Origin of the sequence: Delftia deserti, assembly GCF_042653485.1 — a bacterium.
In the GTDB taxonomy this organism is placed as follows: domain Bacteria; phylum Pseudomonadota; class Gammaproteobacteria; order Burkholderiales; family Burkholderiaceae_C; genus Comamonas; species Comamonas acidovorans.
In genome coordinates this window covers 4608560-4633713 of the sequence record NZ_JBHSIH010000001.1, presented here as the reverse complement: position 1 = coordinate 4633713, position 25154 = coordinate 4608560, and the positions used below count along the sequence as shown (strand labels likewise).

The 25154-nt window shown below is 54.0% G+C and carries 20 protein-coding genes, 3 pseudogenes and 1 other annotated feature; of the genes and pseudogenes, 14 read left to right on the top strand and 9 right to left on the bottom strand.

The window, feature by feature from the left end; translation table 11 throughout:
- The first annotated feature begins 184 nt into the window (after window positions 1-184).
- From ACFPFG_RS22125 to ACFPFG_RS22095, 7 genes are all read left to right on the top strand, one after another.
- Window positions 185-598 carry a hypothetical protein gene (locus ACFPFG_RS22125; protein ID WP_128422634.1) on the top strand — a complete coding sequence of 138 codons (414 nt, stop codon included), beginning with the start codon at window positions 185-187 and terminating at the stop codon, window positions 596-598.
- 129 nt (window positions 599-727) lie between these two features.
- Window positions 728-1264, top strand: coding sequence for a DUF2384 domain-containing protein (locus ACFPFG_RS22120; RefSeq protein ID WP_128422635.1), 537 nt, complete (start codon window positions 728-730; stop codon window positions 1262-1264).
- A 28-nt stretch (window positions 1265-1292) separates the two neighbouring features.
- Window positions 1293-1613 carry a hypothetical protein gene (locus ACFPFG_RS22115; protein ID WP_046238509.1) on the top strand — a complete coding sequence of 107 codons (321 nt, stop codon included), beginning with the start codon at window positions 1293-1295 and terminating at the stop codon, window positions 1611-1613.
- Window positions 1614-2192: 579 nt separating this feature from the next.
- Window positions 2193-2408, top strand: a complete 216-nt coding sequence (locus ACFPFG_RS22110) for a helix-turn-helix domain-containing protein (RefSeq protein ID WP_315533295.1) — start codon at window positions 2193-2195, stop codon at window positions 2406-2408.
- 378 nt (window positions 2409-2786) lie between these two features.
- Window positions 2787-3689 (top strand): TnsA endonuclease N-terminal domain-containing protein, encoded by a 903-nt coding sequence (locus tag ACFPFG_RS22105; protein WP_154833407.1) that lies wholly within the window; start codon window positions 2787-2789, stop codon window positions 3687-3689.
- Window positions 3680-5938, top strand: a complete 2259-nt coding sequence (locus tag ACFPFG_RS22100) for a DDE-type integrase/transposase/recombinase (protein WP_046238520.1) — start codon at window positions 3680-3682, stop codon at window positions 5936-5938. The genes ACFPFG_RS22105 and ACFPFG_RS22100 overlap by 10 nt, the downstream gene beginning before the upstream one ends.
- A 10-nt stretch (window positions 5939-5948) precedes the next feature.
- Window positions 5949-7217 (top strand): AAA family ATPase, encoded by a 1269-nt coding sequence (locus tag ACFPFG_RS22095; protein ID WP_227740892.1) that lies wholly within the window; start codon window positions 5949-5951, stop codon window positions 7215-7217.
- Between the two features lie 8 nt (window positions 7218-7225).
- Here ACFPFG_RS22095 and ACFPFG_RS22090 read toward each other — a convergent pair whose 3' ends face one another.
- The 6 genes and pseudogenes from ACFPFG_RS22090 to ACFPFG_RS22065 form a co-directional block, all read right to left on the bottom strand.
- Window positions 7226-8572, bottom strand: coding sequence for a TniQ family protein (locus ACFPFG_RS22090; RefSeq protein WP_080945267.1), 1347 nt, complete (start codon window positions 8570-8572; stop codon window positions 7226-7228).
- 19 nt (window positions 8573-8591) lie between these two features.
- Window positions 8592-8921 (bottom strand): helix-turn-helix transcriptional regulator, encoded by a 330-nt coding sequence (locus ACFPFG_RS22085; protein ID WP_080945268.1) that lies wholly within the window; start codon window positions 8919-8921, stop codon window positions 8592-8594.
- 65 nt (window positions 8922-8986) lie between these two features.
- Window positions 8987-10723 (bottom strand): TnsD family Tn7-like transposition protein, encoded by a 1737-nt coding sequence (locus tag ACFPFG_RS22080; RefSeq protein ID WP_088165625.1) that lies wholly within the window; start codon window positions 10721-10723, stop codon window positions 8987-8989.
- 135 nt (window positions 10724-10858) lie between these two features.
- Window positions 10859-12097: pseudogene (locus ACFPFG_RS22075) on the bottom strand (IS3 family transposase).
- Window positions 11688-11819: a sequence feature (AL1L pseudoknot), on the bottom strand. It overlaps the preceding pseudogene by 132 nt.
- 115 nt (window positions 12098-12212) lie before the next feature.
- A complete protein-coding gene (locus tag ACFPFG_RS22070) occupies window positions 12213-12800 on the bottom strand; it encodes an ImmA/IrrE family metallo-endopeptidase (protein WP_052734026.1) in 588 nt (195 codons plus the stop codon).
- Window positions 12801-12807: 7 nt separating this feature from the next.
- Window positions 12808-13152 carry a helix-turn-helix domain-containing protein gene (locus tag ACFPFG_RS22065; protein ID WP_052734027.1) on the bottom strand — a complete coding sequence of 115 codons (345 nt, stop codon included), beginning with the start codon at window positions 13150-13152 and terminating at the stop codon, window positions 12808-12810.
- Window positions 13153-13540: 388 nt separating this feature from the next.
- Between ACFPFG_RS22065 and ACFPFG_RS22060 the strand changes: the two genes are divergently transcribed.
- From ACFPFG_RS22060 to ACFPFG_RS22040, 5 genes and pseudogenes are all read left to right on the top strand, one after another.
- Entirely contained in the window at window positions 13541-14629 is a 1089-nt protein-coding gene (locus ACFPFG_RS22060) for a multiubiquitin domain-containing protein (protein ID WP_046238515.1), read from the top strand.
- On the top strand, window positions 14626-16005 hold the full coding sequence (locus tag ACFPFG_RS22055; RefSeq protein ID WP_080945272.1) for a ThiF family adenylyltransferase: 1380 nt from the start codon (window positions 14626-14628) through the stop codon (window positions 16003-16005). Before ACFPFG_RS22060 ends, ACFPFG_RS22055 begins: the two co-directional genes overlap by 4 nt.
- Window positions 16002-16418 carry a ubiquitination-like system serine protease family protein gene (locus ACFPFG_RS22050; protein WP_227740891.1) on the top strand — a complete coding sequence of 139 codons (417 nt, stop codon included), beginning with the start codon at window positions 16002-16004 and terminating at the stop codon, window positions 16416-16418. The genes ACFPFG_RS22055 and ACFPFG_RS22050 overlap by 4 nt, the downstream gene beginning before the upstream one ends.
- Window positions 16419-16882: 464 nt before the next feature.
- A pseudogene (locus tag ACFPFG_RS22045) lies at window positions 16883-17092 on the top strand (IS3 family transposase); the annotation flags it as partial.
- A 617-nt stretch (window positions 17093-17709) separates the two neighbouring features.
- Window positions 17710-18042 carry an integrase core domain-containing protein gene (locus tag ACFPFG_RS22040; protein WP_052734029.1) on the top strand — a complete coding sequence of 111 codons (333 nt, stop codon included), beginning with the start codon at window positions 17710-17712 and terminating at the stop codon, window positions 18040-18042.
- 124 nt (window positions 18043-18166) lie between these two features.
- Here ACFPFG_RS22040 and ACFPFG_RS22035 read toward each other — a convergent pair whose 3' ends face one another.
- The 3 genes and pseudogenes from ACFPFG_RS22035 to glmS form a co-directional block, all read right to left on the bottom strand.
- Window positions 18167-19819, bottom strand: a complete 1653-nt coding sequence (locus ACFPFG_RS22035) for an anti-phage dCTP deaminase (protein ID WP_046238517.1) — start codon at window positions 19817-19819, stop codon at window positions 18167-18169.
- Window positions 19820-20114: 295 nt separating this feature from the next.
- Window positions 20115-20808: pseudogene (locus ACFPFG_RS33605) on the bottom strand (integrase core domain-containing protein).
- A 383-nt stretch (window positions 20809-21191) separates the two neighbouring features.
- A complete protein-coding gene (gene glmS / locus ACFPFG_RS22025) occupies window positions 21192-23111 on the bottom strand; it encodes a glutamine--fructose-6-phosphate transaminase (isomerizing) (RefSeq protein WP_380108256.1) in 1920 nt (639 codons plus the stop codon).
- Between the two features lie 137 nt (window positions 23112-23248).
- On the opposite strand from glmS, the gene ACFPFG_RS22020 reads away from it, so the two are divergent.
- Together ACFPFG_RS22020 and ACFPFG_RS22015 are read left to right on the top strand one after the other, a co-directional pair.
- Complete coding sequence (locus ACFPFG_RS22020) at window positions 23249-23764, top strand: Lrp/AsnC family transcriptional regulator (protein WP_183021132.1); 516 nt, start codon at window positions 23249-23251, stop codon at window positions 23762-23764.
- A gap of 217 nt (window positions 23765-23981) precedes the next feature.
- Complete coding sequence (locus tag ACFPFG_RS22015) at window positions 23982-25142, top strand: GGDEF domain-containing protein (RefSeq protein WP_380108254.1); 1161 nt, start codon at window positions 23982-23984, stop codon at window positions 25140-25142.
- The last annotated feature ends 12 nt before the right edge of the window (window positions 25143-25154 follow it).

The window sequence follows — 25154 nt, the reverse complement described above, 5'->3', positions numbered from 1 at the left end:
GTCGAGGCGAATCCATCCGATATCAAACAATTTTTTGAATATGACAATGAAGGCGGAAACATGGCGAGAAATAACTCTAACCGATCAATTATTGGAATGTGGACCGTCAAATGCGAATTCTGAATTCAGGATCTTTTCGTATCTAGATTTTCGAAATGCAGGTCGACTTCACAATGTAGCAATCATGGCAGATCTAGAGGGGAAATTAAAGAAACTACTGGGCGTTGACAGCTGTACGATGCATCTCATTCTAGGAAAAAATGCAATCAATGGAGATGCCTATAATCTATTAATTGCACTCGGTATCTCAGGCAAATTTATCTACGCAGTCGATCCACAACGAATAGGCATAATTTCAGAAATTGAAGCGTCTCGCAGAGACTTTAGATCAGCCACGTTGCGAAAATACTTAGGAATTCTGATTGGGCTGGTGGGAATTCCATTGATCCTGGTGATTTTCGGCAGTGTGATGGTTGTGGCAGGATTTTTCACGTGGCGCTCGGCTGAGCAACAACGAAAGGCACTAGCCTCAAAAATTGAACTACTGAAATTGCATAAAAAAGTGATTGATAGCCTTTCCGAGGCTCGCTTGCTCTAAGCGAAACCACCTTGCGATTCCTCATTATTGAGTAGAAGCTCAATAGACCCATGGTATCGGTCACTAGCTTGTATGGAGGATTGATATTAAATAGAATCAGTGGATGCTTCTTTGATGCAGATCGATAAAATGAGCAACAAACGCATTGTTTTGTCTTCCAAATTTCTACGCGCTTGGATTCATGAATCAGCACTTGAAGATGATTTCAATTATTTGCGCGGATTGTGCACAGAGAATTCAATAGACGATCTATGGTGCCGTCAGCTTTTACAAGCGCCGACGATGATGCACATCTGCCTAGCTTATTCTGGGTTACATACTAGGGTGCTATCCAATATATCAGAAAGAATGAACATAACGGAAGAACAGATTAAATCATCGCTAAGGTTAGACAAAAATAAGATCTCCAATATAGAATCACCAAGCCCCATATCGGATAATGAAAGAATAATAAAACTCTGTTGCTTAATAGGTAGAGCAAGGCTGATAGTTGAAGAATCCGGTATAGTAGAAGAATTTAATGCTGCGGCATGGGTTGGGAGCTGGCTATACTCCTCATGCCCGGCTCTTGCGGGCGAGCAACCCGCACACCTCCTGAGCACCTTAGAAGGTATCGGATACCTCACCCTGAATGTCGAGATAATGCAAAGCGGAGCTTATTTCTGAAAAGTCTTCGTTTAGTCTGCGTTAATACATGACCAGCGACAATCACCTCAAGCAGGACCGTCAGAGTCTGATGCTCCACATCGAAGCCGTAAAGCTGCTTGATGCCGAACCTGCTTTAGCTAACATAGCCCTAGCTACGCTTATACGCTGGGACGAGCATGTGTCTCCTCGCTCAAAGCCTTTGCGCGAACAATGGTTCCGAATAATCAAGAACAAGGACTGGGCTCTTGCGCTCGAAGAGTCAGAGCGCGGCAATCAACTTCGCCAAGCCTCACCTCTTACAACTCTTTTACCTCAGGCCGTACGCCTAGAAATTATTCGATCTCTTAGAACAAAAAGCAGTCATTGATGCATTTCCATGCATTGCAAGAAGTAGAGACTCTGGCGTTTTCACTATCAAGTTGACAGACAACAGGAAATGCTTGCCAAGCATTTTGATACAGCAGCACCGTTGTGAATTTATCGCCCCCCCATAGGATGCTTTGTTGCAGCTCCTTGTTACCGATCGTTGAGCTTGCTCTGGCGATGATCTAAGTCTTTGGTGCGGAAAAATTTCCTACCGCATTAGTCACTACCACATAAAAATATCTCAAACCTATAGATTTCGATTTAGGCACTTGATAGCTCAAAAGCTATGTAACGGATCGTCGCCATGGAATTTTTTACCAAGCAACTATCACTATATTCTTTTTAGCCAACCTCATACACTCGCCCGCTCTGTATTTTTCAACCTCTCCCTAAGCATCCGAAAAACAAGATCAAAAACGATATTTTTCCGTTGATCAGATAACAGCAAAAAAATATCACATCAGACTAAACCAAGTAAGTTCTCAGCAAAGAACCAGCCATAGTTTTTTTTGGAATCTCAATAGACACACTTGCCGTAGGCTAGTACTATTCATCTAGATTCCTAATCTGTGCGCTATTAATGTCATCTCTGCATCACAATCTTCCGAGGCGCATGCTCGACGGAAAACCTGTTGCGATTACGCGCGAAGACTTTCATCGCGCTGGAGTGACAGTGTCAGACTGGGCAAAACAACATGGGTTCAGTCCGCGCCTCACATATGAGGTACTAAGAGGTGGGCGAAAATGTTTGCGAGGTCAAAGTGCACTCATCGCGGAGGCCTTGGGTATGAAATAGACCAATCTTTAAGATCGATAGAATTATTGATTCCATGCAATAAAAAAGTCGGCCTCGGGTTGCACCCCGAAGCCGACTTACCCCGAGAAGCTTGTCCTCAGAGGCATCCAACACCTCAAATTTATCCGCCCTTGAGCGGAGGGTCAAGTCTTCGTTTGTGCAGTTTCATGGACAGCCCAGCGGGCGTCCAACTGTAAAAAGCCTTGGAGACGTGAGATGACCTACGCACCTTCTGCTGCCTAGCCAGCACCTACACCCCATCAATCAAACATCCCAACGCTACTGCAAGCGTGGGAGCTTAGACCGCGCAATTCGATTTATGTCACCACGAACACTAGGGCGGCCGGGGAGAACCTCGACCGCCTAGGGAGAACACTCGTGCGAACAGAAAAGCGTTTTACTCCCACAGTCCTCGAACGATTCTCCAAAGAGGGGCGAGGAACCGGCACCTATGCTGACTACACGCCGTGGCATAGGGTTTCGCGAGGAGATCCATCAAGCATAGGGCGCTCACATCTGATCGTCTGGCGAGATCGTCAGCGCGAACTATTAAGTGACCAAGAATGGAGCGGGTTGAATTTTGCGGGCTTGGTGCCAAACCTCGTCGATCTTACTGAACAGTTTCCGCTAAGCCAGGATAGCTCATCGCATGAGCTTTCGCGTTGGCATGTGGGTTTCGAGACAAATCAATTTCCTGGAACACGCGAAATCGCAGAGATGCTAGGAATCAGACATCCACAACTGTCCAGTGGCGACCAGAGTCGCCACTGGACAAGCACAACCGACCTCCTGTTAGTTCTACAAAGTGAACGTGGTTTGCTGGAGTTACTCGCCATTTCCTGTAAACCATCTGAAATTATTAGCACCCGCTCTAAAGAACTACTTATGCTGGAGAAGACATATTGGGCCCAGCGAGGCGTTTCTTGGCTACTTATTACGCCGAACCAATATGATGCGAACGTGAGCTTAACACTTCGCAGGACCTCTCCATGGGGCTATGCCGACCCCGCCAGCCAAGCGGAAATAGATATTGCATGCCAAGTCGTACGATCCGAGCCCTGGCTTCCATTTTCGGATGTTATACAAAGCATAACGTCTCATTTAGGGGGGGGAAACCATATCTATAGCGCGCAAAGGGCACTATGGCAGGCAGTTTGGCGGGGTTTTTTACCAATTGACCTCCGCAGAAGCTGGAGGCCCCACCATCCTCTCGCTTCTGTTTCCCGAGAGATATTTTCTTCTTTCAATCCCATCTTGGCACGGAGGTCTGCATGCATTTAATACATAACCAAGTTTACAAACTGACAACAGATGCCAATGGACTGGCGGCAGGAATTTATCGAATAATCGCAGATGACATCAGAACTGATACAACCTATTGCGTACAGATTAAATCTGAATCAACGCATGCAAGGCCGAAAGGTGGGCGACCTCGTATTGGAGCACTGAAGCAGACAAAGCGCTATACGTCCACTCATTTAGTAGGATCCTTATACAAAGTGCTCCGCAAAGATCTTCTCGAGCTTATAGCTAGTCACGAGCTGATTCTTCTTAGTCTAGATTTACCAGGAATTTATTATAAAAAAATTGAGAAGCCTAGAGCACTCAAAGATTTTGAGAGGCGCTGTCAAATTATGGAGCAATTCATTGACTATGAAAATCTCAAAGAAAGCATTTTGATCTATGGCAATCTTGCGAACTTGGTGAAACAAGCGATGCAGAAGCACAAGGTAAGTGCCTCATACGTTTATAAGCTGTGGTCGATTCTATGCATTTTTGGCCTCACCAAAACCAGCCTTCGTACCCGTTTTGACAAATGCGGCGCACCAGGCATAAGGCGTGAACTTTCTCCAAATAATATTAGAAAGAAAGCAGGTAGAAAAACCGACTCTCAACGATTATCCTATAAATTGTTCGGTTGTTGGGGTGAATCAATACAACCAGGAATGAGTACCATCTGGAGATTTAAAATAATTTCCGCAGATAAGCTCATTCCGACACCTAAACCACCGATGACAGAGCGCTACACACGCATCATAGCAGATCAATTCAGCAATGCAATGCGAATTGATGACAATGGCAATATAGTAGCAGTTGAACTAAAAAAAGGTCAGTATCCGAACTATGCACAAGTAAAGCGAGTGCTCACCAGTGGAATTGGGGATATCGAGCTGATACGCGAAAAAACCACTAAAGGACATTTTCAAAGAAATCTTCGAGGATTAACTGGAGTTTCATGGGAGGGATCCGAGGGACCAGGACAAATCTATGCAATAGACTCGACGATAGGCGACGTATATCTTAGATCTTCGATAAATCCCTCCTGGATTATTGGCCGACCAATCGTATATGTGATCGTAGACGTTTTTTCTACGGCTGTTGTTGGATTTTATGTTTGTCTCACCGGCCCAAGTTGGGACACGGCCCAAGTGAGCCTCTTCAACTCAGTCGCACCTTCCGCTCTTTTAAGTGATTTGTGGGGATATGAAATGAGGCAGTCGCTTTATCCCACACCAACGCTTCCTGCAAGATTACTCTGTGATCGAGGAGAGTACCTTTCTCTTCGTGCGAAGGCAACAGGCATGGCTCTTAAAACCACGCTCAGCTATACACCACCGTTTCGCCCAGACTTAAAAGGAGTCGTAGAAGTGATGCATCGCATCATGAAAAACGTTCAATATCACTTCCTACCAGGCGCAATGGATGCTCGGCGTCGGGAATATGATCTTCGCCGATCGAACCCCGCGGCTGCAATAATGTCAGTGCGCCAGTACATGCATTTTTTACACGAATGCTTTTATGTCTACAATCTATCCGCAGACCGTAGCAAGCGCTTGGACGCACATATGATTGCAGATGGTGTTTTCCCCAGCCCTGCCGGACTGTGGCACTGGGGCCATGCGATGGGAGTCGGCTTCTCACGCGCGCAATCACAGGCCGAAGTAATTACCCAACTTTTACCTGATGACACAGCGCGAGTAACGCGAAATGGCATCATATTTCGCACCAATGTCTATAGCGCACCAATCATAGAAGAAAAACAGTGGAGCACTCGCGCACGCTCAGTAAAAGGCAGCTGGGATATCCCGATTAATTATTATCCAGGATCTGTCTCTCGAATCTGGACATCTCATGAATCCGAAAAAGGCATGATTGATCTATCTATCTCAGATCACACTCGGGCTGACCCGTCCCTTACTCATGATGAAGTCATAGATACATTTACCTATCAAAAGCTCAAGGCGGCGGATATAGCGCATAGACGCGTAGAGGAAGCACTCCTTGGCTATCGCCGTAAAGAGCTCATTCGCCATCATGCCTTTGAAGAGACACGCGCCGCCCGTCAACGAACCAAAGGACTCACCCCCTCGATACGTGAAGCACGTGCTCTTGAAATTGATTTCGCGAGTCAATCGATGACTGGTGAGGTCAAAGGCTCCTCTCAAGCGCGTGCTCAGTCCAAGTCAAATTACGACACGATGATGAATGACTTGCTTGCAATCATGAATAAGGATTCGCAAAATGCCTAAGCAGACCCCCATGCCCGCCATCATTCACGATCCTTATGCCGGAAACAAACTGATTGAGCAGCTAGGAATCATACGATCTCGGCAAGAAATCGCCAAACTCTTGCTAAACCTCCCACCTCGGCCTCCCAAGGATATTGGATCTATTCCACGTCACATCCGGCTGCATATGCTGATGACAGTACGAGATATGCACATACCCAGCATGGAGGAGTTGCAGTTGTATGAAACGATGGACATAATGATCCGGCAAAACTATGACCACATTCATCCATCATCATCAAGCACGTGGAGCAGGATTAGTGGAGAGGATCCTCACTACAAGCCTCCGGTTAATGTACCAACCTATGGCGCGGCAGTTGTTGGTGTTTCCGGTTCTGGAAAAACTCAGGCCATAAGTAGATGCCTAAATACATACCCCCAGATCATCCAGCATTCCTCATTCTTTCGGATGGTCAATGGGCTGCAGCAGGTAGTTTGGCTGTCTCTTAACGTCCCCGCCAGTGGAAAAGCCAATGAACTTGCTGCCACCCTCATGACCGCATGGAAAAGAGCAACGGGCAGCACACGCTTCGACAAGACTCTCTCTGGCAACTGGAGCGATGGCCCGAGGATGTTGGACGAGTGGCGCCAGGTCGCGTCGAGTCACTTCCTCGGTTTCCTGCACTTGGATGAGGTTCAAAATTTCTTCAAACTATCGAGCCTCGATCAACGTAGAAAACGCAAAGCGGGAGATCCACATCCGGAGCTTAGAATCATCGAAGACCAATCGCTCAAGTGGATTCTCTCCGCTCTGAACGAGTGGCAAATTCCGTTGCTCGTTTCAGGCACGCCAGACGGCATTGGAGCACTCACCAAACGTCTTAGCAACGCAGAGCGCATTGTCACATCTGGTCATCACGCATTTAAGCACTTTTGGGGTGAAAACGATTCAACGTTCCGAAAACACTTTTTACCAACACTCGCGCTTTACCAATTCGTAGCTCAACCACTGCCCGTCACAAAGGAGTTGGAGGATACTATCCTCAATATAACTGCGGGTGTGCAACGTTTGATTATCGCCTTATGGATCGCTGCGCATCGGGTGGCCTTCGAACGAAGCGACGACGATATTCGCATTACGGACTTCCAGATCGCTGCAGAAAGCTATCTCGCCCCTATTAGTCCCGCCATAGCCGCACTGCGCAGCAATGATCCAGAGCGCCTAGCATTATACGAAGATCTTTCATCTCGAGATCACAGCTTCTGGGCTCAGTTCTGGAGTAAGGTTTCTCAGGTATAAAATATTTTTCAATTGATTGCCGCCTCGTTCTGTATTGAAGGCAGCTGACCTTTCGCTTGGCGCGCCCGTGGTCTGATGCTAATCTTCGGACTCATTCGCTCAAGGGCGATTGCCATCTTAGGGCCGCACCGACGCATTAGCGCATCAAAGCGCGTCTCGGTCATACCGGAGGTTTCAAGACAAGAGGTATAGGAAAGCTTGTCTAAATAGTACGCTTTCAATGCAATGACTGCTCCAACGTCCGATGTCTCATCCCACTCCGGTAAGTTTGGTAAACCGAGATCACACAGGGCTTTTCGTACGGTATGAAGAGGCAACCCCAGCAGCTGTGCGACCACTGAATGCCCGCCCTTCGCGGCTACATACTGGTCAAATAGCTCATGCGCGTCTGGAATATTTGGTTTCTCGAACCGTGACCGCCACAATGGCAGCACTTTCCCATTGCTGGCTTCAGCCAATGCACATACTGCTTGGTCTGCGCTCTCAAACAGCATCGACAGCACCAGCAAGTAGGCAATTACGGACGAGGCAGATTTTCGTAGATAAAGGGTTCCATCCACTTGGTGGAGGTAAGTTCCTGGAGATTTTTTGACCACTTCGTGAAACACGGTGCTCAGCCACTGTTCTGGAAATAGCTCCTTGATCCGGTCACTGATCAACGCACCTTTTTTCGAGCAAGCGTTGGCCTTGAAACCCTGCGCGCTCCCCATATCGCGGAGAAGTGGAGTAATGAGGGCAACATCGAGAGGAGAAGTCCGATCATAGAGCGCGGTAGCCAGATCTAAGAACCGCTCCACCTGAACATTGCGAATGGCAGGCGTCACCCAGTCCAGGGGTATTTTCCCTAACTTCCCACCATATTCGGCAGGGGAAGTAAGGAAGGGATCCGCTCCGGCAGCAAAGCTCAGCGGTTCCTCGTGTTTGGGACACCACAGCTGGCCTGGAGTCTGCAAGTCTCGGCGCCAATAGCTCGTCCCGTGAAAATACATATCTGCCCTCACACATTCCTCGCAGAAGAAGGCCGCCGGATACTTTCGCAAGGTGCCACTGACGTATAGCAGACTTGTGCGCTCAGCAGCGCCATGCACAAGCGTTGGAAGATAGGAGGTAATCCCCCGGCGAAGCGGCATGGTCGTGTGACGCTGCGCAAAGTGCTCGGTAGTCATTCCCGCCATCCGGCTTAGAAGCTCGTGCGTTGTGACTTCACGGCGTGTCTTCCCTTCCTTACCAAAGTGCCCGGCCATCGCTTCGACCATGTCCTTTGGGGAACGGTAACCATTGATCCGCATGATCCGTCCCAGATAGCCGCGATCCATTTCTTCCGGCAAAGGTGCTGGTTGAACAAGCATGTTCATGGGCTGTCTCCGTTCATGGTCAAGTAGGTCTGAAAATCGCCAACGACCGAATCACCGCCGCGAGAGCCTTGGCATGTGAAGCGGAGCCATCCCATGTGGCTTGAAGTGCCTCAATCAGTTCCCGATTGCCGCGCACAGCATCTGCACTGATGCCGCCCTCGAACCGTTCAACGAAAAGACAAACCTCTTCAAACAGTCGGGAAGCCCTGATGCCCTCCCCTTTGAGGATGCGACTGACCTGCGATTGACTGGCCCCAACATGAGCAGCGATGTCGGCTTGGGCGATTCCATGCGCCGTGCAGATGCGTCGCGCGTTGGCTGCGCGTACTCTCACTTCCGTTTCCATCATGCATTAAGCATACATTAATACATATATGCATATCAAGTTCAAAACGCGAGTGCAATTGGGTTGACTCAGCGCAAAAGGTCCTGAGATGGCACGTGTGCAGTCATTGCCGCCTGGATGGCCTCAAGGGTGCGGGGCAGCCGGTGCAAAGCAGCCTGCTTTGCTCGGAGATCAGGTATTTGCTGGCACAACTGCCAAAATTGGATACGCCGCACGCCCCGCTCCTCCATGAGACGCAGCGCTGCTTCACGGACCAAGCCGCTTAGTCGTTCGTCTCTAGCTGCCCAGTCAACCGGGAGGGACCTTGAACGCTGGGGAAGAGGCGCCGGCTTGTGAGCATCCAACCAGGCGCGGTCGTTTCGATAGAGCCAGGTGTAGGTGCGCGTGTCCATTTGGCGCATCCATTTAATCCCGAGACTTCCCGATAACTGCAACAGCTGGAGCCATCGTGCTCGCGACTGGGATCTCGCTTGTTCTCTTCGCGCCTCAGACCAGTCTGCATGCAGAGTTACGTCGCTGAGCAGCAATCGAGTGATGGTCCCGACTGAGACACCCGCTCGAAATGCCACTTGCTCTTTGTCATTCCCGCGGCGCAAGTCACGGCTTGCGCCGGCACGGACATCTGTAGACAGCTTCTGTGGGCGGCGTGAAATCGCTATTCCAGCCTTTGCAGCCCACACGAGCGCTGTATGCGTATCGACACCAACCAAGCCTGCAGCTCTGCGCACAGATTGCCCCTCCTGCTGAATGAGACTGCAGAGGTGGGTAACTCGGGGGTCAACAACGGGCACTGTGGCCGGAACACCCTCATGAGTGGGCGGGTGGTTGTTGAGACTCTCAGATTTCAGTGCGACGTCAAAGCGTTGGACATCGCCAAACAGCCAATGGATAAGCAGTAGGTGCCTCAGTGGGTGGGTGCCACATCGGGGAGGTCTCAGCAATCGGCCTAACTGTGTCGCCATAGCTACTCCATCTTCCGCCAGCGCGGCAAACTCCGGAATGCACCTCAGCGGCTTGCAGTAGTCGAGGAAGGCCGCCGCGATCTGAGCCGTACGCAAGCTGGCAACACCAGCAGTCCATCCACGCAGCCGTAGTTCTTGACGGTAGACCTCGTGCAGTTCTCTCCACAACAAAGGCTGGTGTACCGCTGCTTGGACAAGGGCCTCAATGAGTTCTGCAAGGCTCAGTAACACGCAAGACGAGGCGGTCTCGCCGGTCACCAAACTGGCAGGATTCAATTCACTCCAGTGAGGCAAAAGCCATTGAAAACGCTTTACCCCATTGGCTTTGAGGGTTGATAGCAACAGTTGTTGTTTATGTGTCGTGCACATCCATACACCTGGGAACTGGTGCTTCAGATGCCAATAGGCCCACCCGGTCTCGCGGATGTCCTGCTCCATGCATTGGGAACAGGCTTTTAGCGGATGGTTAGCGCGAAATCGGCTTGTGAGGATGCCAAGGCGCAGCTTCAAATAGGCTACGCTGTTACTGGACATGCACGCTACTGCGTTTTCAGTCTCACTTTGTGGAACGAAGGCTGCGTAGAATTTAAGTAGAGTCCGCTCTCTCGCAACGGAATTTACGTCGCCAAGCAAACCGTTTGTGCGCTGCGCGAAGGCACCAAGACTATTGGATAAATCATGATGGGTACCGGCACGTGCACGGCCGAAGATCAGTTGGCATGTTTGAGCAGATGTGACGTGTCCCCACAACTGGTGATGACGGCTAACAAGACTGAACAGTGTCTCGTCAGGCAGCCAGCACAGGAGCTGATACTCGGAAAATAGGCTGTCCACTTCTGGCATTTCAATAGAGTATTCCGAAAGAAGTCGCTACACAAGGAATCGCTCATCTGGACGTTACAAAGAGCTGCCGCTAGCTTCACCGGACGCCTACCCTACTGAATCGCCCCGGGTTCCGCGGAGGCCAGTTGGTTTAAGTCAGACGGTCGCGGCCTGACCAGCGCGTTGTCGATGGTAGTTGGCTTCGAACTCGGCAGGCGGGACGTAGCCCAGCGGCCCCATCAGCCGATGATGGTTGAACCAGGCCACCCATTGCAGCGTCGCCAGTTCCACCGCCTGTTTGGTCTTCCACGGCCCACGCCGGTGAATGACCTCGGCCTTGTAGAGCCCGTTGATGGTCTCGGCCAGCGCGTTGTCATAGCTGTCGTCCTTGGAGCCCACTGAGGGCTCGATGCCGGCTTCGGCCAAGCGTTCGCTGTAGCGGATGGACAGGTATTGCGACCCCCTGTCAGAGTGGTGCGTCAGCTGCCGTCGTCAGACGGCTTGCGGTCGTACAGCGCCTGCTCCAGCGCGTCGAGCACGAACTCGGTGTGCATCGAGCGGCTCTGCCGCCAGCCCACGATGCGCCGGCTGAACACGTCCACCACGAATGCCACGTAGACCCAGCCCTGCCAGGTCGAGACGTAGGTGAAGTCAGAGACCCAGAGCTGTTTGGGCCGCTCGGCACGGAACTGCCGATTGACCCGGTCCAGCGGGCATGGCACCTTGGAATCAGCAATGGCGGTCCGCACCGCCTTGCCGCGGCGCACGCCCTGCAGCCCGAGTTGGCGCATCAGCCGCTCGACGGTGCACGTGCCACCGCAACACCTTCGCGGTTGAGTTGACGCCAGACCTTCTCGGCGCCATAGACTTGGTGGTTGGCCTGCCAGACGCGCTGCACCTGCGGCAGCAGCTGTGTATCGCGCTGGGCTCGCAACGAGCGCAAGGCCGGGCTGCGCTGGCACGCGGCGTGGCGCCAGTACGCCGATGGGGCGATCTGCAAGACGCGGCAGATCGACTCGACCCCAAGCTGCTGGCGGTACTGGTCGACGAATGCCTTCAGGATTTGATGCGGCGCAGGAAGGCCTGCCCGTCGAGTTCCGCCTGGGCAAAAAACGCGCTGGCCAGCTTCAGAATCTCGTTGGCCTTGCGTAGTTCGCGCACCTCTCGTTCCAGCTCCTTGATGCGCTGCGCCTCCGCCGTGCTAACGCCATCACTCTGGCCGGCATCGACCTCGTGCTGCTTCACCCAAGTGTGCAAGGTCTGCGGCACGCAGCCGATCTTGTCAGCGATGGACTCGATGGCCGCCCATTGCGACGGATGCTCCGCCCGGTGCTCCTGCACCATGCGCACGGCGCGCTCACGCACCTCAGGCGAAAACTTCGGGGACTTCTTCATAGCTCCATTCTCCAGAGTTGGAGCCTCCTCGAAACCCGGGGCGATTCACCATTTCCTCTGAACGGCGCTAGATCTAAGACGCTTGAGCTGCCCCGACGGCAGGGCTCGTCAAAGCTCAGTCAAACAATGTTGTTTGCTTAAGTGGCGCTCCCAAGGTGCTCTCGATGACCTTGAGTTGCTGAAGTCGAATCAAGAGTGCCTGCAAGCTAACTTTGAGCTCTTGGGCCAAGCTCTGCATCTGATCTTCATCAGAAATATCCCGAACCAAAGCTTCTGCAGCGATCACAGGCGCAGGCATCAGCAACGCAGCGGCAAACATGTTTGCCTCACGCTCCTCCTGGGGCGTGGTCGTTGCTCCAACAGCGGTGTAAGCGAACGATGAAGCTTCACCAACGCGTTGGTATATGCGCAGGTCCTTATCTACGATCATCCTGTCACCTGTATCGTGGAGGATCAGGTGGCCGAACTCGTGGCCAATCGTGAAACGCTGCCGGACCTCGGGGTGCTCTTGATTAACAAAGATGTGCCGCTCGTGACCGCGCACGACAAGCGCACCTGACACATCCGCTTCCATCTTCTCCCAATGAATTTCTGCATTGCAGAAATGCGCGATCTTCGATAGATCGACCGGCGTACTAGTCACACGCGCACCTCGCAGAAGCTCCTGCGCGCGCTGTTCAATAGTCTTTACTGTGTGAGACATGTGCCCCTCAAGTCGGTGCCAAGACGCGTGCGATGGCGCTTCCCAACAATGGACTGCCAGCAGAACTCAGCTCAGCCATGAGCGACGGTCCGTCAATCTCGGACTTTTGGTGTTCGGAAACCGCCTCTCGCTGTAGCGCCTCCAGCAGGCTAGCGACGTTGACATCAAGAGCCTCACAGATGCGCAGCAAAACATGAAGTGGAACCTTCTGCGTACCCTTCTCAATGTTGGTGATCGAAGTACGCTCCAAACCGACCTGCTGAGCCAACTTGGCCTGCGTCAGCTCAGCAAGCAACCGGCGAGAACGAATGTTCTCACCCAAGGCAACGTACAGACCGCTCTCTTCAATCACGTCAACGGCTCCTCTGGAACAAAATCTAGTCAATACAAGCGGCCATGTCAACCGCGCTGACATGTCAACAAGGGGCACATGACAAGGAATGTGCTCCCCGTTGACACATGCGGGCGCAACCCTATAATGTCAACCGAGAGCACATGCGATGGCATGCGTGACTAGTACTGACATGGAGGGTGAGATGAACGCAGCAAAATGAAACAAGGGGTCAAACCAGTGAAGGTTGACCCCCTGAGTGAACTCACGCGATCGCGCTCGTTCGGTGTGGAAGCCAAGAGTGTCGTGCTGAGCGCATGAGGTTGTCAACTTTTCATTGGAAAACTGCAGGGCGATGTGGGAATTTCCCACATCACTAGAAGAAGTTTTTTAAAGAAAAGGAACCAAAATGGTTTCGCATGAAGATACCCGCCCCGGCCAGGGGCAACAAATCCATGTCTGCGGCCTTGACCTGGAACTGCGTACCGTCCACCTTGACGATGGAACTCCTACAGGGACGCAGATCGCGCTTGCAGCCGGATTCAATCCTGAACCTCAGGTTTGCGTCCTTCAGTGGTTGGATCATGGTGTTGAGGACATTAGCCCGACCGAGGTAGCTCGCCTCAAAAATGGTGAGAACCGGTTCATCGTCTGCGAAAGCGATGCCCTGCTGCGGCTGACGGTCGATGGCCTGCGATACGACTGGCCAGCCTCCAGCGTTCCGGTAAAGATCTTGCGCAAGCTAGCAAACTTGCCTCCATCTAAGAGCTTCTACCTTTCGCTCGAGCGCGAGGAAGATCGCTTGCTGGACGATGATGAAATTGTGCAGTTGGGAGCGGCTGGGGTAGAACAGCTCTTCACCCGCTGGGTGTTGAAAATCCAGGATGACTTCTTCGGTTTCCGGACTTCGACTGTGAAAGTCCGTGATGCGCTGGCTGTCGCAGGCATCAACCTCGACAAAGGGTGGCAGATCTTTTTGAAGGTGAAAGACCAGCCCAAACGGGCCTTGACCCTGGACGACGACATCGACTTGACCACACCCGGAATCGAGAAGCTGCGGGTTTCACCCAATGAGATCAACAATGGGGAAGGCGTGCATCTGCTGCGCCAGTTTCGGCTCCCGGAGGGTGATGAACTCCATCTCAACACCCACTACCCAGGTTGGCAAGCGGTGGTTCAAGGGGAAACCCGTTGGGTCATCCTGCCTCAATATCAGCTGCCTGAAGGGTACTCGCCTTCCGTGGTGCAGTTGGCGCTGAACATTCCTCAAACATACCCCATGTCTGAGGTCGACATGTTTTATCTGTTTCCGCAAGCGACGCTCTCTAGCGGAGCTGGGATACCGGCAACCGAAGCGCGTGTCGTGGTCTCGGGGATGCAATTTCAACGCTGGTCCCGTCACCGTGGCGGCGCTTCTCAGTGGCGCCCTGGCGTCGACAACTTGATCACGCATCTTGCACTCGTTGAAACATCTTTGCTGAAGGAGGTCCAGCAATGATGCCGGCCTCGTGTCTAACGTTGACGCATGAGGTGTATGAGCGCGCGCGCAAGCACCTTTTTCCAGGCGACGGACTCGAGGCCGCAGCGATTCTGGTTTGCTCCAGAGTCGCCGGAAATCGAACACGCCTTCTTGCACACGACATCGTCCTTGTACCCCACTCACAATGTCAGCGCCATGCTGACTTCCTTAAGTGGCCTGGCGTCGCCGTCGAAGCTGCGATCGATAAAGCTGAGCCAACTGGTGACAGTTTGATTCTCTTGCACTCACATCCAGGAGGGTTTTTTGGCTTTTCTCAATTGGACGATAGTAGTGATCAAGAAGTCATTCCCTGCCTGCATCACGCAATAGAAACTTTGCACGGCTCAGCAATTATGGTTCCCACAGGTGCAATCCTTGGGCGAATTTACTCCAAAGCCATGGAGTGCCACATAATCGATGTAGTGACGATGGCCCATCACGACTTAAATTTCTGGTGGGCTGATGGTCAGTTTGCAAAGCGTCCCATGGCCTTTACCGCCGAATCTCGTGACGAGTTGGGAAGACTGTCAGCATGCGTGGTTGGGGTTTCGGGCACAGGATCGATCGTTGCAGAGCAGCTTGCCCGGCTAGGTTTTGGTCAGATTATCTTGGTAGACTTTGATCGTGTAGAGCAGAAAAATCTGAACCGCATACTGAATTCAACGGAATCTGATGCCGGCTTGAATGTACTCAAAGTGGATTCCATGCGACGTGCTATCGACTCATACAGGGGGGCAGACGTTGCCCTGCCTGTTCCTGAAAATATCATCTCGCGTACGGCAGTCATCAAGGCTTGTCAGGCCGACGTTTTATTCAGCTGCGTCGACTCTCAGGAAGGCCGGCAAATCGTAGACTTGATTGCAGCATTTTTCCTGTTGCCGGCCTTCGATGTGGGCGTAACCATACCGACGCGATCAGGGAAAAAGGGGCTGAGCATCTTTGATGTATGTGCTCGCGTGGACTATGTTTGGCCAGGAGCCCCCATGCTCTATGAGCGCGGAGTATATACGCAGCAAGGAATTCGAGGGGAGTACTTAAAAAGAACGGATGCCGCTCAATACAAATCGCAACTTGATGAGGGATATATTCCTGGCGCAAATGAAGAAGCTCCTTCAGTAATTTCGCTAAATATGAGGGCAGCAGCGGATGCTGTGCTTGAGTTCATTGCCCGCGCATACCCATTCCGTCATGATGGAAATAGTGGCCATGCCCGCCGAAAATTATCTCTTGCGGCGACTGAAGAAGATTTCTTTGGCGAGGAATATTTTCCTTCGCATCCCTTCCATTTTCTAGGCAAAGGAGCACAAGAACCCTTGCTTGGCATACCGGCGCTTTCTACGGAAACCACGGAATGAAAAAATATTTAGGGTTGAAATCCTTCATACGTAATTCTGCGCAAAGATTAACAAAGGCATTTTCCAAGTGGTGGGGCCGATTTTGGGCAAGTCCACCAGCCGGAAGACGCCTGATAGTGGTGTCAGGCGATAGTTTGCCGAAGGAATTGCCGGAAAGAGACCTCGTGCTAGCACGAGATGAAGGTGAAGATTGGTGTATTGGAATGAAGTGCCCGTGCGGCTGTAGTAGATCTCTTGAGCTCCTCCTAATCCCTGAGGCACGCCCACGCTGGGAACTGACGGTTGATGCTCAAGGCCGTCCAAGCTTGCATCCATCTATTTGGCTTAAGGATGGATGTAAATCTCATTTCTGGATTAAAGAAGGAAAAGTAGAGTGGTGTGAAAGTTCGTCAAGTGTCTCTTCATTAAATTGAAGTATTGCTTGTTCGAAGAATATATGTGCGATTAAATAGTCGAAGCATTCCAATTTAATATTTAAAGGAGCGTCTCCATGGGGAAAAATAGTAAGCAAACCTCGCCTAAAGTGGCATCCCTTGCTGCGAAAACTCTTCAAAGCCCGTCCTCAAGTGGAATTCAGAAGACCATGGCAGCATCTGCGCTACGTCAATCGGGAGGCTCTGCGCAGACTGGAGGGAAAACTGAAGGCAAAGCATCCGCAGCGCTGGACAACTCTCGCTCTTCGTCAACGACAAAAATACTTGCTGCCTCGGTTCTATCTCAGTCCAATCGCAAACGCTGAGCTGGACTGCCCTCTGGTCCAGCAGACAAGCTCCGCCAATCCTTGGAGTGGACTGCCCCTGGTCTGGTAGACAAACCCCAGCCTCAAGCCGAGGCGCGTTCAAACGCCTCGGGACTGATGCCGCCAAGATGGCTGTGGCGGCGCGTGTGGCATGGCGTGCTGGCATTAGGGGAGCACTGCGGACTGCACCGCATTAAGCGGCTGATGCGTGAACGGGCACTTCCTGCACGGCCTCGTCGCCGAGGCCTGCCCAAAGACCTTGGCGAGCGCAGCGCCTTCGCCGACAACGTGCTTGACAGCCAGTTCCAGGCAGATGCGCCAAGCCGCAATTGGGTGGGTCGTTTTAGCGATGCGGCCTGGCGTGCCAAGTTCGGTAGCATGCAACCCAGCGAAGCCACGCGGCTGCACGAGATAGAGGGCGAGAACGCCAAGCTCAAGAAAATACGAGCCGCGGCCCGCTTGCACATTGAAGCGTTGAAGGTGGGCTTCGAGGTAAAGCGCTGACCATGCAGACCAGACGCGAGGCCGCTGCCAAGAGGGTTCAGGAACTGAACATCAGCGAGCGCAGCGCCTTTCGCTATGCGGATAGTCCAGAACGAACAGCCAGAATCCGCGCCGCACGAACAATTGCGCGGCCAAGCTGAGCACGCGCATCGTCGAATTGGCGCTGGGCACTGACACTTTGGCTAACAGTGCATCCAATAACTGTTGACCTTGGAGGGACAGCAGGTGAACTACAAGCGGGTGTGGCGCCTGTACAAGCTGGCGAACCTATCGGTGCCGCAAGCGACGCAAGGCCAAGCGTCCCCGGGCGAGCTTTAGCCCTCGATAAGCAACCGTCATGGCATTGACAACTGATGGGCGACGAGTACGTCGTGCACTTGCTGGACCGAGCCGCGCACTTCCGACGCTAACACCTGACCATCCGCACCGATCAGGGGCCGGGGTTCACCAGCCGGGCTTTCATGGCGTTGGCGGTGGGACTGGACGCGCGGCACATGATCAACGATGCAGTCCAGAACGCCTGCATCGAGAGCTTCAACCGTATGTTCCACGACAAGTGTCTGAACGAGCTATGGTTCGAGACGCCGGTGCAGGCTCGCGACGAGACGGCCAGACGGCAGCGCAGCTACAGCAAGGTACGACTTCACCGCTTACCGCGCCGGCACCAGTCGGCACATATGAACGTGCGATCTGCAAGCAACAGCTTGCTCCACCCTAATCCTGGATCAGGCCTTCTGTCGGCTACGGAAATAATTACCAGATATTTGTCGGTAAACCGACATATCGTGTTCTGAAGCAGCCTGAGGCGTCGGCATCGCCCCGCCCTTCGATGTAGCCTCTTTCTTCTTCACCGAACAGGAAAGAGCCTGCGTCTGCACACTGACATCTACGAACAGCCGCAGGGGCAACTGCTCAGGTCTATCGTGTAACTTTGGCATTGTTTTCCTCACTAGCAAGAAGACTTGGAAGCTCAAGGTTCTTGGTCTCAATTTCTGCAACCACAACCTCCTCCAGCCGAGGAATCGCCTTGAGGCTCACTTGGGTTAGGGGCATGGCCTCCGTTCGGCTTGGCAATTTTAGCATGCCGGCCTCCTTCCGACCTCTCCCTTCAAACATTTCGATGAAGCGCCGCGGCGCGATGCCATCGTACTGCCGTAGCTGAACCTTACCATGCGCCTCGGAAGATTCCGTCAACGCATCTTCATGAAGCCTAGTCGCCAAACTCTTTCGATATGGCTCAATATAGTGAATTTCAGAAATACCTGCTGCAACTAAGTGGCGAGCACATGAGTGGCATGGGTAGGTAGTTACGAAAATCTTGCCTTGTACCACTCGATCACCTGAAATACGACTTGCAGCAAGAATTGCGTGCATCTCGGCGTGAACAGCTCGTGAAAATTCTATTAAATCTTTCACGCGAGTATCACCCAATATTGTCTGTACAGCCTTGTCCGTTACGTCTTTAGACAGAACACCTCCTTCTACCAGGCTTTCAACGACTTTACGCGCAATAGAATCCTTCTCCCTATCGTTATGACATGGTGAGCCAACTTGAGAAAAGCAACGATGATCTTCTTGGGCGCTCTCAACAAGCAAACGCATAGAAAGGGGCTTCATTCCATAAAGCCCTCCACCGCTTTGAGGCACATCATTCCAACCAACGGCCAGAAGCTCACCCGTAGCGCTAGTCACAGCAGCCCCAACCTGCCTAGAAAGGCAAGCCGAGTTACGCGCTGCCGATGTAGCTGCATACATCGCCGTTTCTTCTGCAGTGGGGGTGATAACAACAGTCCTAAAAATTAAATCAAAGAATCGTCGTACACGCTCATTAATCTGCGCAATAGCCTTTGCCTCAGATGGCCCAACAACTGCGTGATCAACACGAAGAAAGAAATCACACTGGGGAAACGTGTTTCTAACAGATTGACCGTGATCGAATTCCTCTCCCGAATCTATGTCAATTAGCCTCGTTATTTCATCATGCTTCAGTTTTCCAGGCTTTGCCAAATTCGCCACACGTAATTCCAAAGGAGAAAATACTCCTACAGCAAAAAGGGCGTCACCATATATCAACCTCAGCAAATCAAGTTCAGCAGAATTCTTTACAGAGTCAATTACATGACAAATTCTCTGCTGCTTAATTTTTTCATTATCAACCTTCTCAGATTCCGCGGCTACATCTTCAAAAGCACCAAAATGCTGTGCACGATCCGCTCCTATTTTTGCAATGGCAAGCTTTGCAAGAACATCGTGACCAAAATTTTGCCGCAACCCATCACCAATTTTTATCAACGACTGTATTTCATCAAACTTAGTATCAGCATCTAGCGCGATATTAACTTTCTTCGCATTCAATCGAATCAAGTCGCTTAAACGAACAATTTCCGTTTGATATTCAAACTCAGCAAGTGTGTTCTTTATTTGCATTGCCGATTGATGCAAAGGAGATCCTATCGGTCCACATAATGCAATAACCAACTCTGGCGTTAGGCTACTAATGGCCTCCCCAGTTGAATCAATCGAAGAGGCGTACGACCTCTGCAACTTAGTTTCTGACAACAATGCGGACATAAGTGTTACCAATCAATTGAGCTGCATATGGCAAAAATCATTTGCACATGTCAACATTTCAAAGATTTTTCAAAAGTTCAATTTTTTACGAAATCTGACAACCAGAGCTTATAAAGCGACTTTAACCTTTACATACAATTCAAGGACACCTACATCCACGACTAGACAACACAGCATGCTTGCGCTATTAGTCATACCATGCTGTACCTTCAGTTGGCGGGCATTCGGGCTGAACTACTCAGCTTCGCGTTGATCTACGGACTAATGTAGTACCGTTTGAAGTATTGGCTAAGCGCTAGATGTCCAGTCCAATAGTTGGATGGTGCAGATGAAATCTAAAGCGGCTTGGATCTTTTGCCCACGCCTCGCAAATTGCCCGGAATGGTGTCTTCCACCTGAGCGCCCTCAAGTGCTTTCCGAAGTTGTAGCTTTGAACGAAGGCCTGGACATGCTCCCGTAACTGCTCCACTCCCTGGTACTCGTAGGCCTTGATCGTGAATTTCTTGATGGTCCGGTTCATGCGCTCGACCATGCCGTTCGTCCAGGGGCGGTACGGCTTGGTCTGCCTTTTCTCGACACCATTGAAATCGCAAAATGCGCTCGAAGATGTGACCGATCCCAGCGTCGTTTCTTCAAGCTTTCCGTGCCTTCGTGGCAGTTGCGTTGCGGGTTGTCGGCTGATTCCGTGACGCTACAGGCATCGATGCAAGGCGCTACGGGGTTGCCCCATGAGATCGTCCACCGACAGATGCCCTTGCTTGCGCAACGCACTCACCAAGTATTCTTGCTCTTGGGAAAGATGCTGGCTTGCTCTGTCCCGAGGACCCACGAGCTCATCGAGCACCGAAGTGAGCGCATGCCACTTGACCGCGGTCTTGGGGGTTGATGCCCTAGAGCTTCGCCGAGGACCGATGGGAGCCGGTCGCTAGCTGGAGTTCTGCGCGGATACGAGGCGCCGCGCGATCGCCGCCATGCAGGCGGACTGCCATAGTGCTTTCTCCTGTTCCAGGCTGAAGAGTGCACCATGACTTCCTGGGACCGTACATCTTTTCGGAGGACGGGTGACCAGCTCCTCTCAGCCTCTTGCAGCATTGCTGCATGTAAGCCTGCTCAGACCGAAAGAACCTCTCATCACATTAAAAAAAGAGCGCCAAAAATGTGCGCTCTTTTCTATAGCAACAAGCTCAAAACTGCTGAATTTACCTCCGCATATCCAAGTCATCTTCATCCGTCGAATTCGAGTTTACGACTTTACCGTTACAAACGATTACGGCGCGAAGATGCATGGATGCTGCAGGCTTGTTTACAACTTTAATTGCGTGTTTACGACTTTAATTACCCAGAATAGCCCTGCTGCCCCCTACCCTCTGCCTCACTCCACCGTCACGCTCTTGGCCAGGTTGCGCGGCTTGTCCACGTCGGTGCCGCGTGCGCAGGCCGTGTGGTAGGCCAGCAGCTGCAGCGGGACCACGTGCAGGATGGGGCTGAGCGCGCCGTAGTTCTCGGGCATGCGGATGACGTGCATGCCTTCGCTGCTTTCGATGTTGGTCTTGGCATCGGCCAGCACGTAGAGCACGCCGCCGCGCGCGCGCACTTCCTGCATGTTGCTCTTGAGCTTTTCCAGCAGCTCGTCATTGGGCGCCACCGTGACCACGGGCATGGCGCTGTCCACCAGGGCCAGCGGGCCGTGCTTGAGCTCGCCCGCCGGATAGGCCTCGGCGTGGATGTAGCTGATTTCCTTGAGCTTGAGCGCGCCTTCCAGCGCAATCGGGTAGTGGATGCCACGGCCCAGGAAGAGCGCATTCTCGCGCTTGGCGAAGTCCTCGGACCAGCTGATGACCTGGGGCTCCAGCGCCAGCACGGACTGCAGGGCCACGGGCAGGTGGCGCATGGCGGCCAGGTACTGCTGCTCCCTTTCCTCGCTCAGCCGCCCTTGGGACTGGGCCAGGGCCAGGGTCAGCAGGAACAGGCCCGCCAGCTGGGTGGTGAAGGCCTTGGTGGAGGCCACGCCGATCTCCACTCCGGCGCGTGTGATGTAGGCCAGCTCGCACTCGCGCACCATGGCGCTGGTGGCCACGTTGCAGACGGTCAGCGTGTGCTTCATGCCCAGGCCCTGGGCGTGGCGCAGCGCGGCCAGGGTGTCGGCGGTCTCGCCCGACTGGCTGATGGTGACGACCAGGGTCTTGGGATGGGGAACGCTGGTGCGGTAGCGGTACTCGCTGGCCACTTCCACGCTGCAGGGCAGGCCGGCCAGCGATTCGATCCAGTACTTGGCCGTGCAGCCGCTGTAGTAGCTGGTGCCGCAGGCCAGGATGAGCACGCGGTCGATTTCCTTGAACACGCGCCAGGCCGAGGTGCCGGCCTTGCCGTCCGAGCCCGCGCCGTCGAACAGCTCGGGCACGATGGCCTGCACGCCTTCCAGCGTGTCGGCAATGGCGCGCGGCTGCTCGAAGATTTCCTTTTGCATGTAGTGGCGGTAGGGGCCCAGCTCGGCCGCGCCGCTGTGGGCGTGCACGGTGCGCACGGGGCGCTGCTCGGGCGCCAGGCGCTCGCCGCCCTTGCCCACCAGCCAGTAGCGGCCGGGCTGCAGATCCACGATGTCGCCCTCTTCCAGGTAGACGATCTGGTCGGTCACGCCGGCCAGGGCCATGGCATCGCTGGCCAGGAAATGCTCGGCGCCCTCCTGGCCCACGCCCAGGATCAGCGGCGAGCCGGCGCGCGAGCCGACCACGCGCTGCGGTTCGTCCTTGTGCATGACGGCGATGGCGAAGGCGCCATGCAGCCGCTGCGTGGCGGCCTGGACGGCATCGAACAGATCACCGCCGTAGAGGCTGTCCACCAGGTGGGCGATGACCTCGGTATCGGTCTGGCTGGCGAAGACATAGCCCTTGGACTGCAGCTCGGCGCGCAGGGCTTCGTAGTTTTCGATGATGCCGTTGTGCACCAGGGCCACGCGGGCCGGCTGGTCGGCGTCGGCCACGGGCGAGACACCAGGGCCGTGGCTGAAATGCGGATGGGCGTTGCGCACGGCCGGCTCGCCATGCGTGGCCCAGCGGGTATGGGCAATGCCGGTGTGGCCGATGACCTTGTCCTGCTGCACCTGGGCCATGAGTTCGGCCACGCGCGCCGTGGAACGGGCGCGCTGCAGGCCCTGGCTGTGCACGCCCTGGGCGTCCAGCGCCTGCACGGCCACGCCGCAGGAGTCATAGCCGCGATATTCCAGGCGCTGCAGGCCCTGGACGAGAACGGGGACGATATCGCGGAAGGAAACCGCTGCGACGACGCCACACATGGACAAGCTCCTTGTTTCGAGATGACGACGGATGCTACGCAGGTTGAAAAGAAATTTCTCGCCAGATTTCCTTATCTATTGAACTAATATTTCACCATCAAGCAGTCAAGAAATATTATTTCAATCAGAACAATTAAATGAACCAAAATTCCATGCAACTGGACGCTACAGACCTGCAGCTTCTGCAGCTGCTGCAAGAAGACTGCAGCCGCAGCAACCAGGCCCTGGCCGCGCTGCTGCAGCTGTCGCCGCCCACCTGCCTGCGCCGCGTGCGGCGGTTGCAGGAGACCGGGCTGATCGAGCGGCAGGTGGCCATCCTGCAGCCGCAACGCCTGGCCGCCGCCCTGGGCCACGGGCTGCAGGCCATTGTGGAAGTCTCGCTGGACCGCCAGGACAGTGATTCGCTGGACAGCTTCGAGCGCCGCGCCGTGGCGCTGGACGCCGTGCAGCAGTGCTGGCGCGTGTCGGCCGGGCCTGATTTCATCCTCGTGGTGGCCGCGCCCGACATGCCCGCCTACCTGGAATTGAGCCGCGCGCTATTCACGGGCGACGCCAACGTGCGCAATGTCAAGAGTTTTTTCAGCGTCAAGCGCGCCAAGTTTTCCACCGCCATGCCGCTGCCATCCGCAAATCCCGGAACAGCCGCCGAATGAGGCCAGGAGCCTTGATTTTGTGAGTATTTGTGCTCATCAGAAAGCTACGCTGCATCGGGGCCGCGTAGGACAAGAGGCCTGCAATGTGTCCCGAACGCCAACTTTGGGCAACGTTAAACTTTAAGGCGTTGCGCACGCACGGGGACAATGATACAAATTGATGCAACAACACTTTCTGACGCGCTAGGCAATCGGCGCGCACTCGGCTCGCACCGCCATGTCCTTGCGCCAGCGCATCCATCGCCGAACCTACCCCTTGCGCGTCTCCAGCATGGCATTGGGCGGCCTCGTCGTGGGCACGGCCATGACCGAGATGGGCGCCAGCACGGCGGTCTGGGGCTTTGTGCTGGTGAGCGCCCTGGTCTGGCCGCACATCGCCTTTTTGCACGCCCGCCACAGCCGTGACAGCCACCGCGCCGAACACGCCAATCTGCAGATAGACGCGCTGATCATAGGCAGCTGGATTCCCGTGATGCATTTCTGCGCATTGCCCAGCATTGCGCTGCTGGCCATCAGCATTGCCGACCGCAACCACACGGCCACGCGCGACGGCTGGCTGCAATCGCTGGTGGCCACCTTGCTGGCCGCCGCGCTGGTGGCCCTGCTGCTGCGGCCCGTGCCCGACTGGGAGGCCAGCCTGGCCGTGCAGCTGAGCATGCTGCCCCTGCTCCTGCTGCACAGCGTGTTCTCCAGCTGGTCCACGCGCCAGCTGGTGCGCAAGCTGGCGCGCCAGAACGTGAAGCTGCAGGTGCTCAGCCGCATCGACCCGCTGACCACGCTGTACAGCCGGGACTACTGGTGGCAAAAGGCCCGCGCCGCGCTGCGCGACTACCGGCAGACGCAGGCCTCGGCCTGCCTGCTGATCGTGGACATAGACCACTTCAAGCGCATCAACGACAGCTTCGGCCACACCGTGGGCGACGAAGTGCTGCAGGCCATAGGCCTGACCATCCGGCACTGCCTGCGCTCGCACGACGCGGCGGGCCGCTATGGCGGTGACGAGTTCGCCGTGCTGTGCATGCACACCCAGCTGGACGACGCCTATGCGGTGGCGCTGCGCATACGCAACCAGTTGAGCCAGTTGCGCGTGCGCGAGCATCCCCAGCTGCGCGTGAGCGCGAGCATTGGCGTGGCGGCGGCGGACCCGAGCTTTCTGTCGGTCAAGGACTGGATCAATGCGGCCGACAGCGCGCTCTACAGCGCCAAGGATGCCGGGCGCGACCAGGTGATCCCCGCCGCGCCGCTGATGGCCGGCAGCGCGCCTGCCCGAGCGGGAACAGGCTCGGACGCAGACCCCGATACAGGCTCCGACACGGGCCCGGACACCAGGGACTCCCGCCCCACGCACCAGCCCGAGCCGGACGACACGCTGATCTGAGGGCAGGCTCCA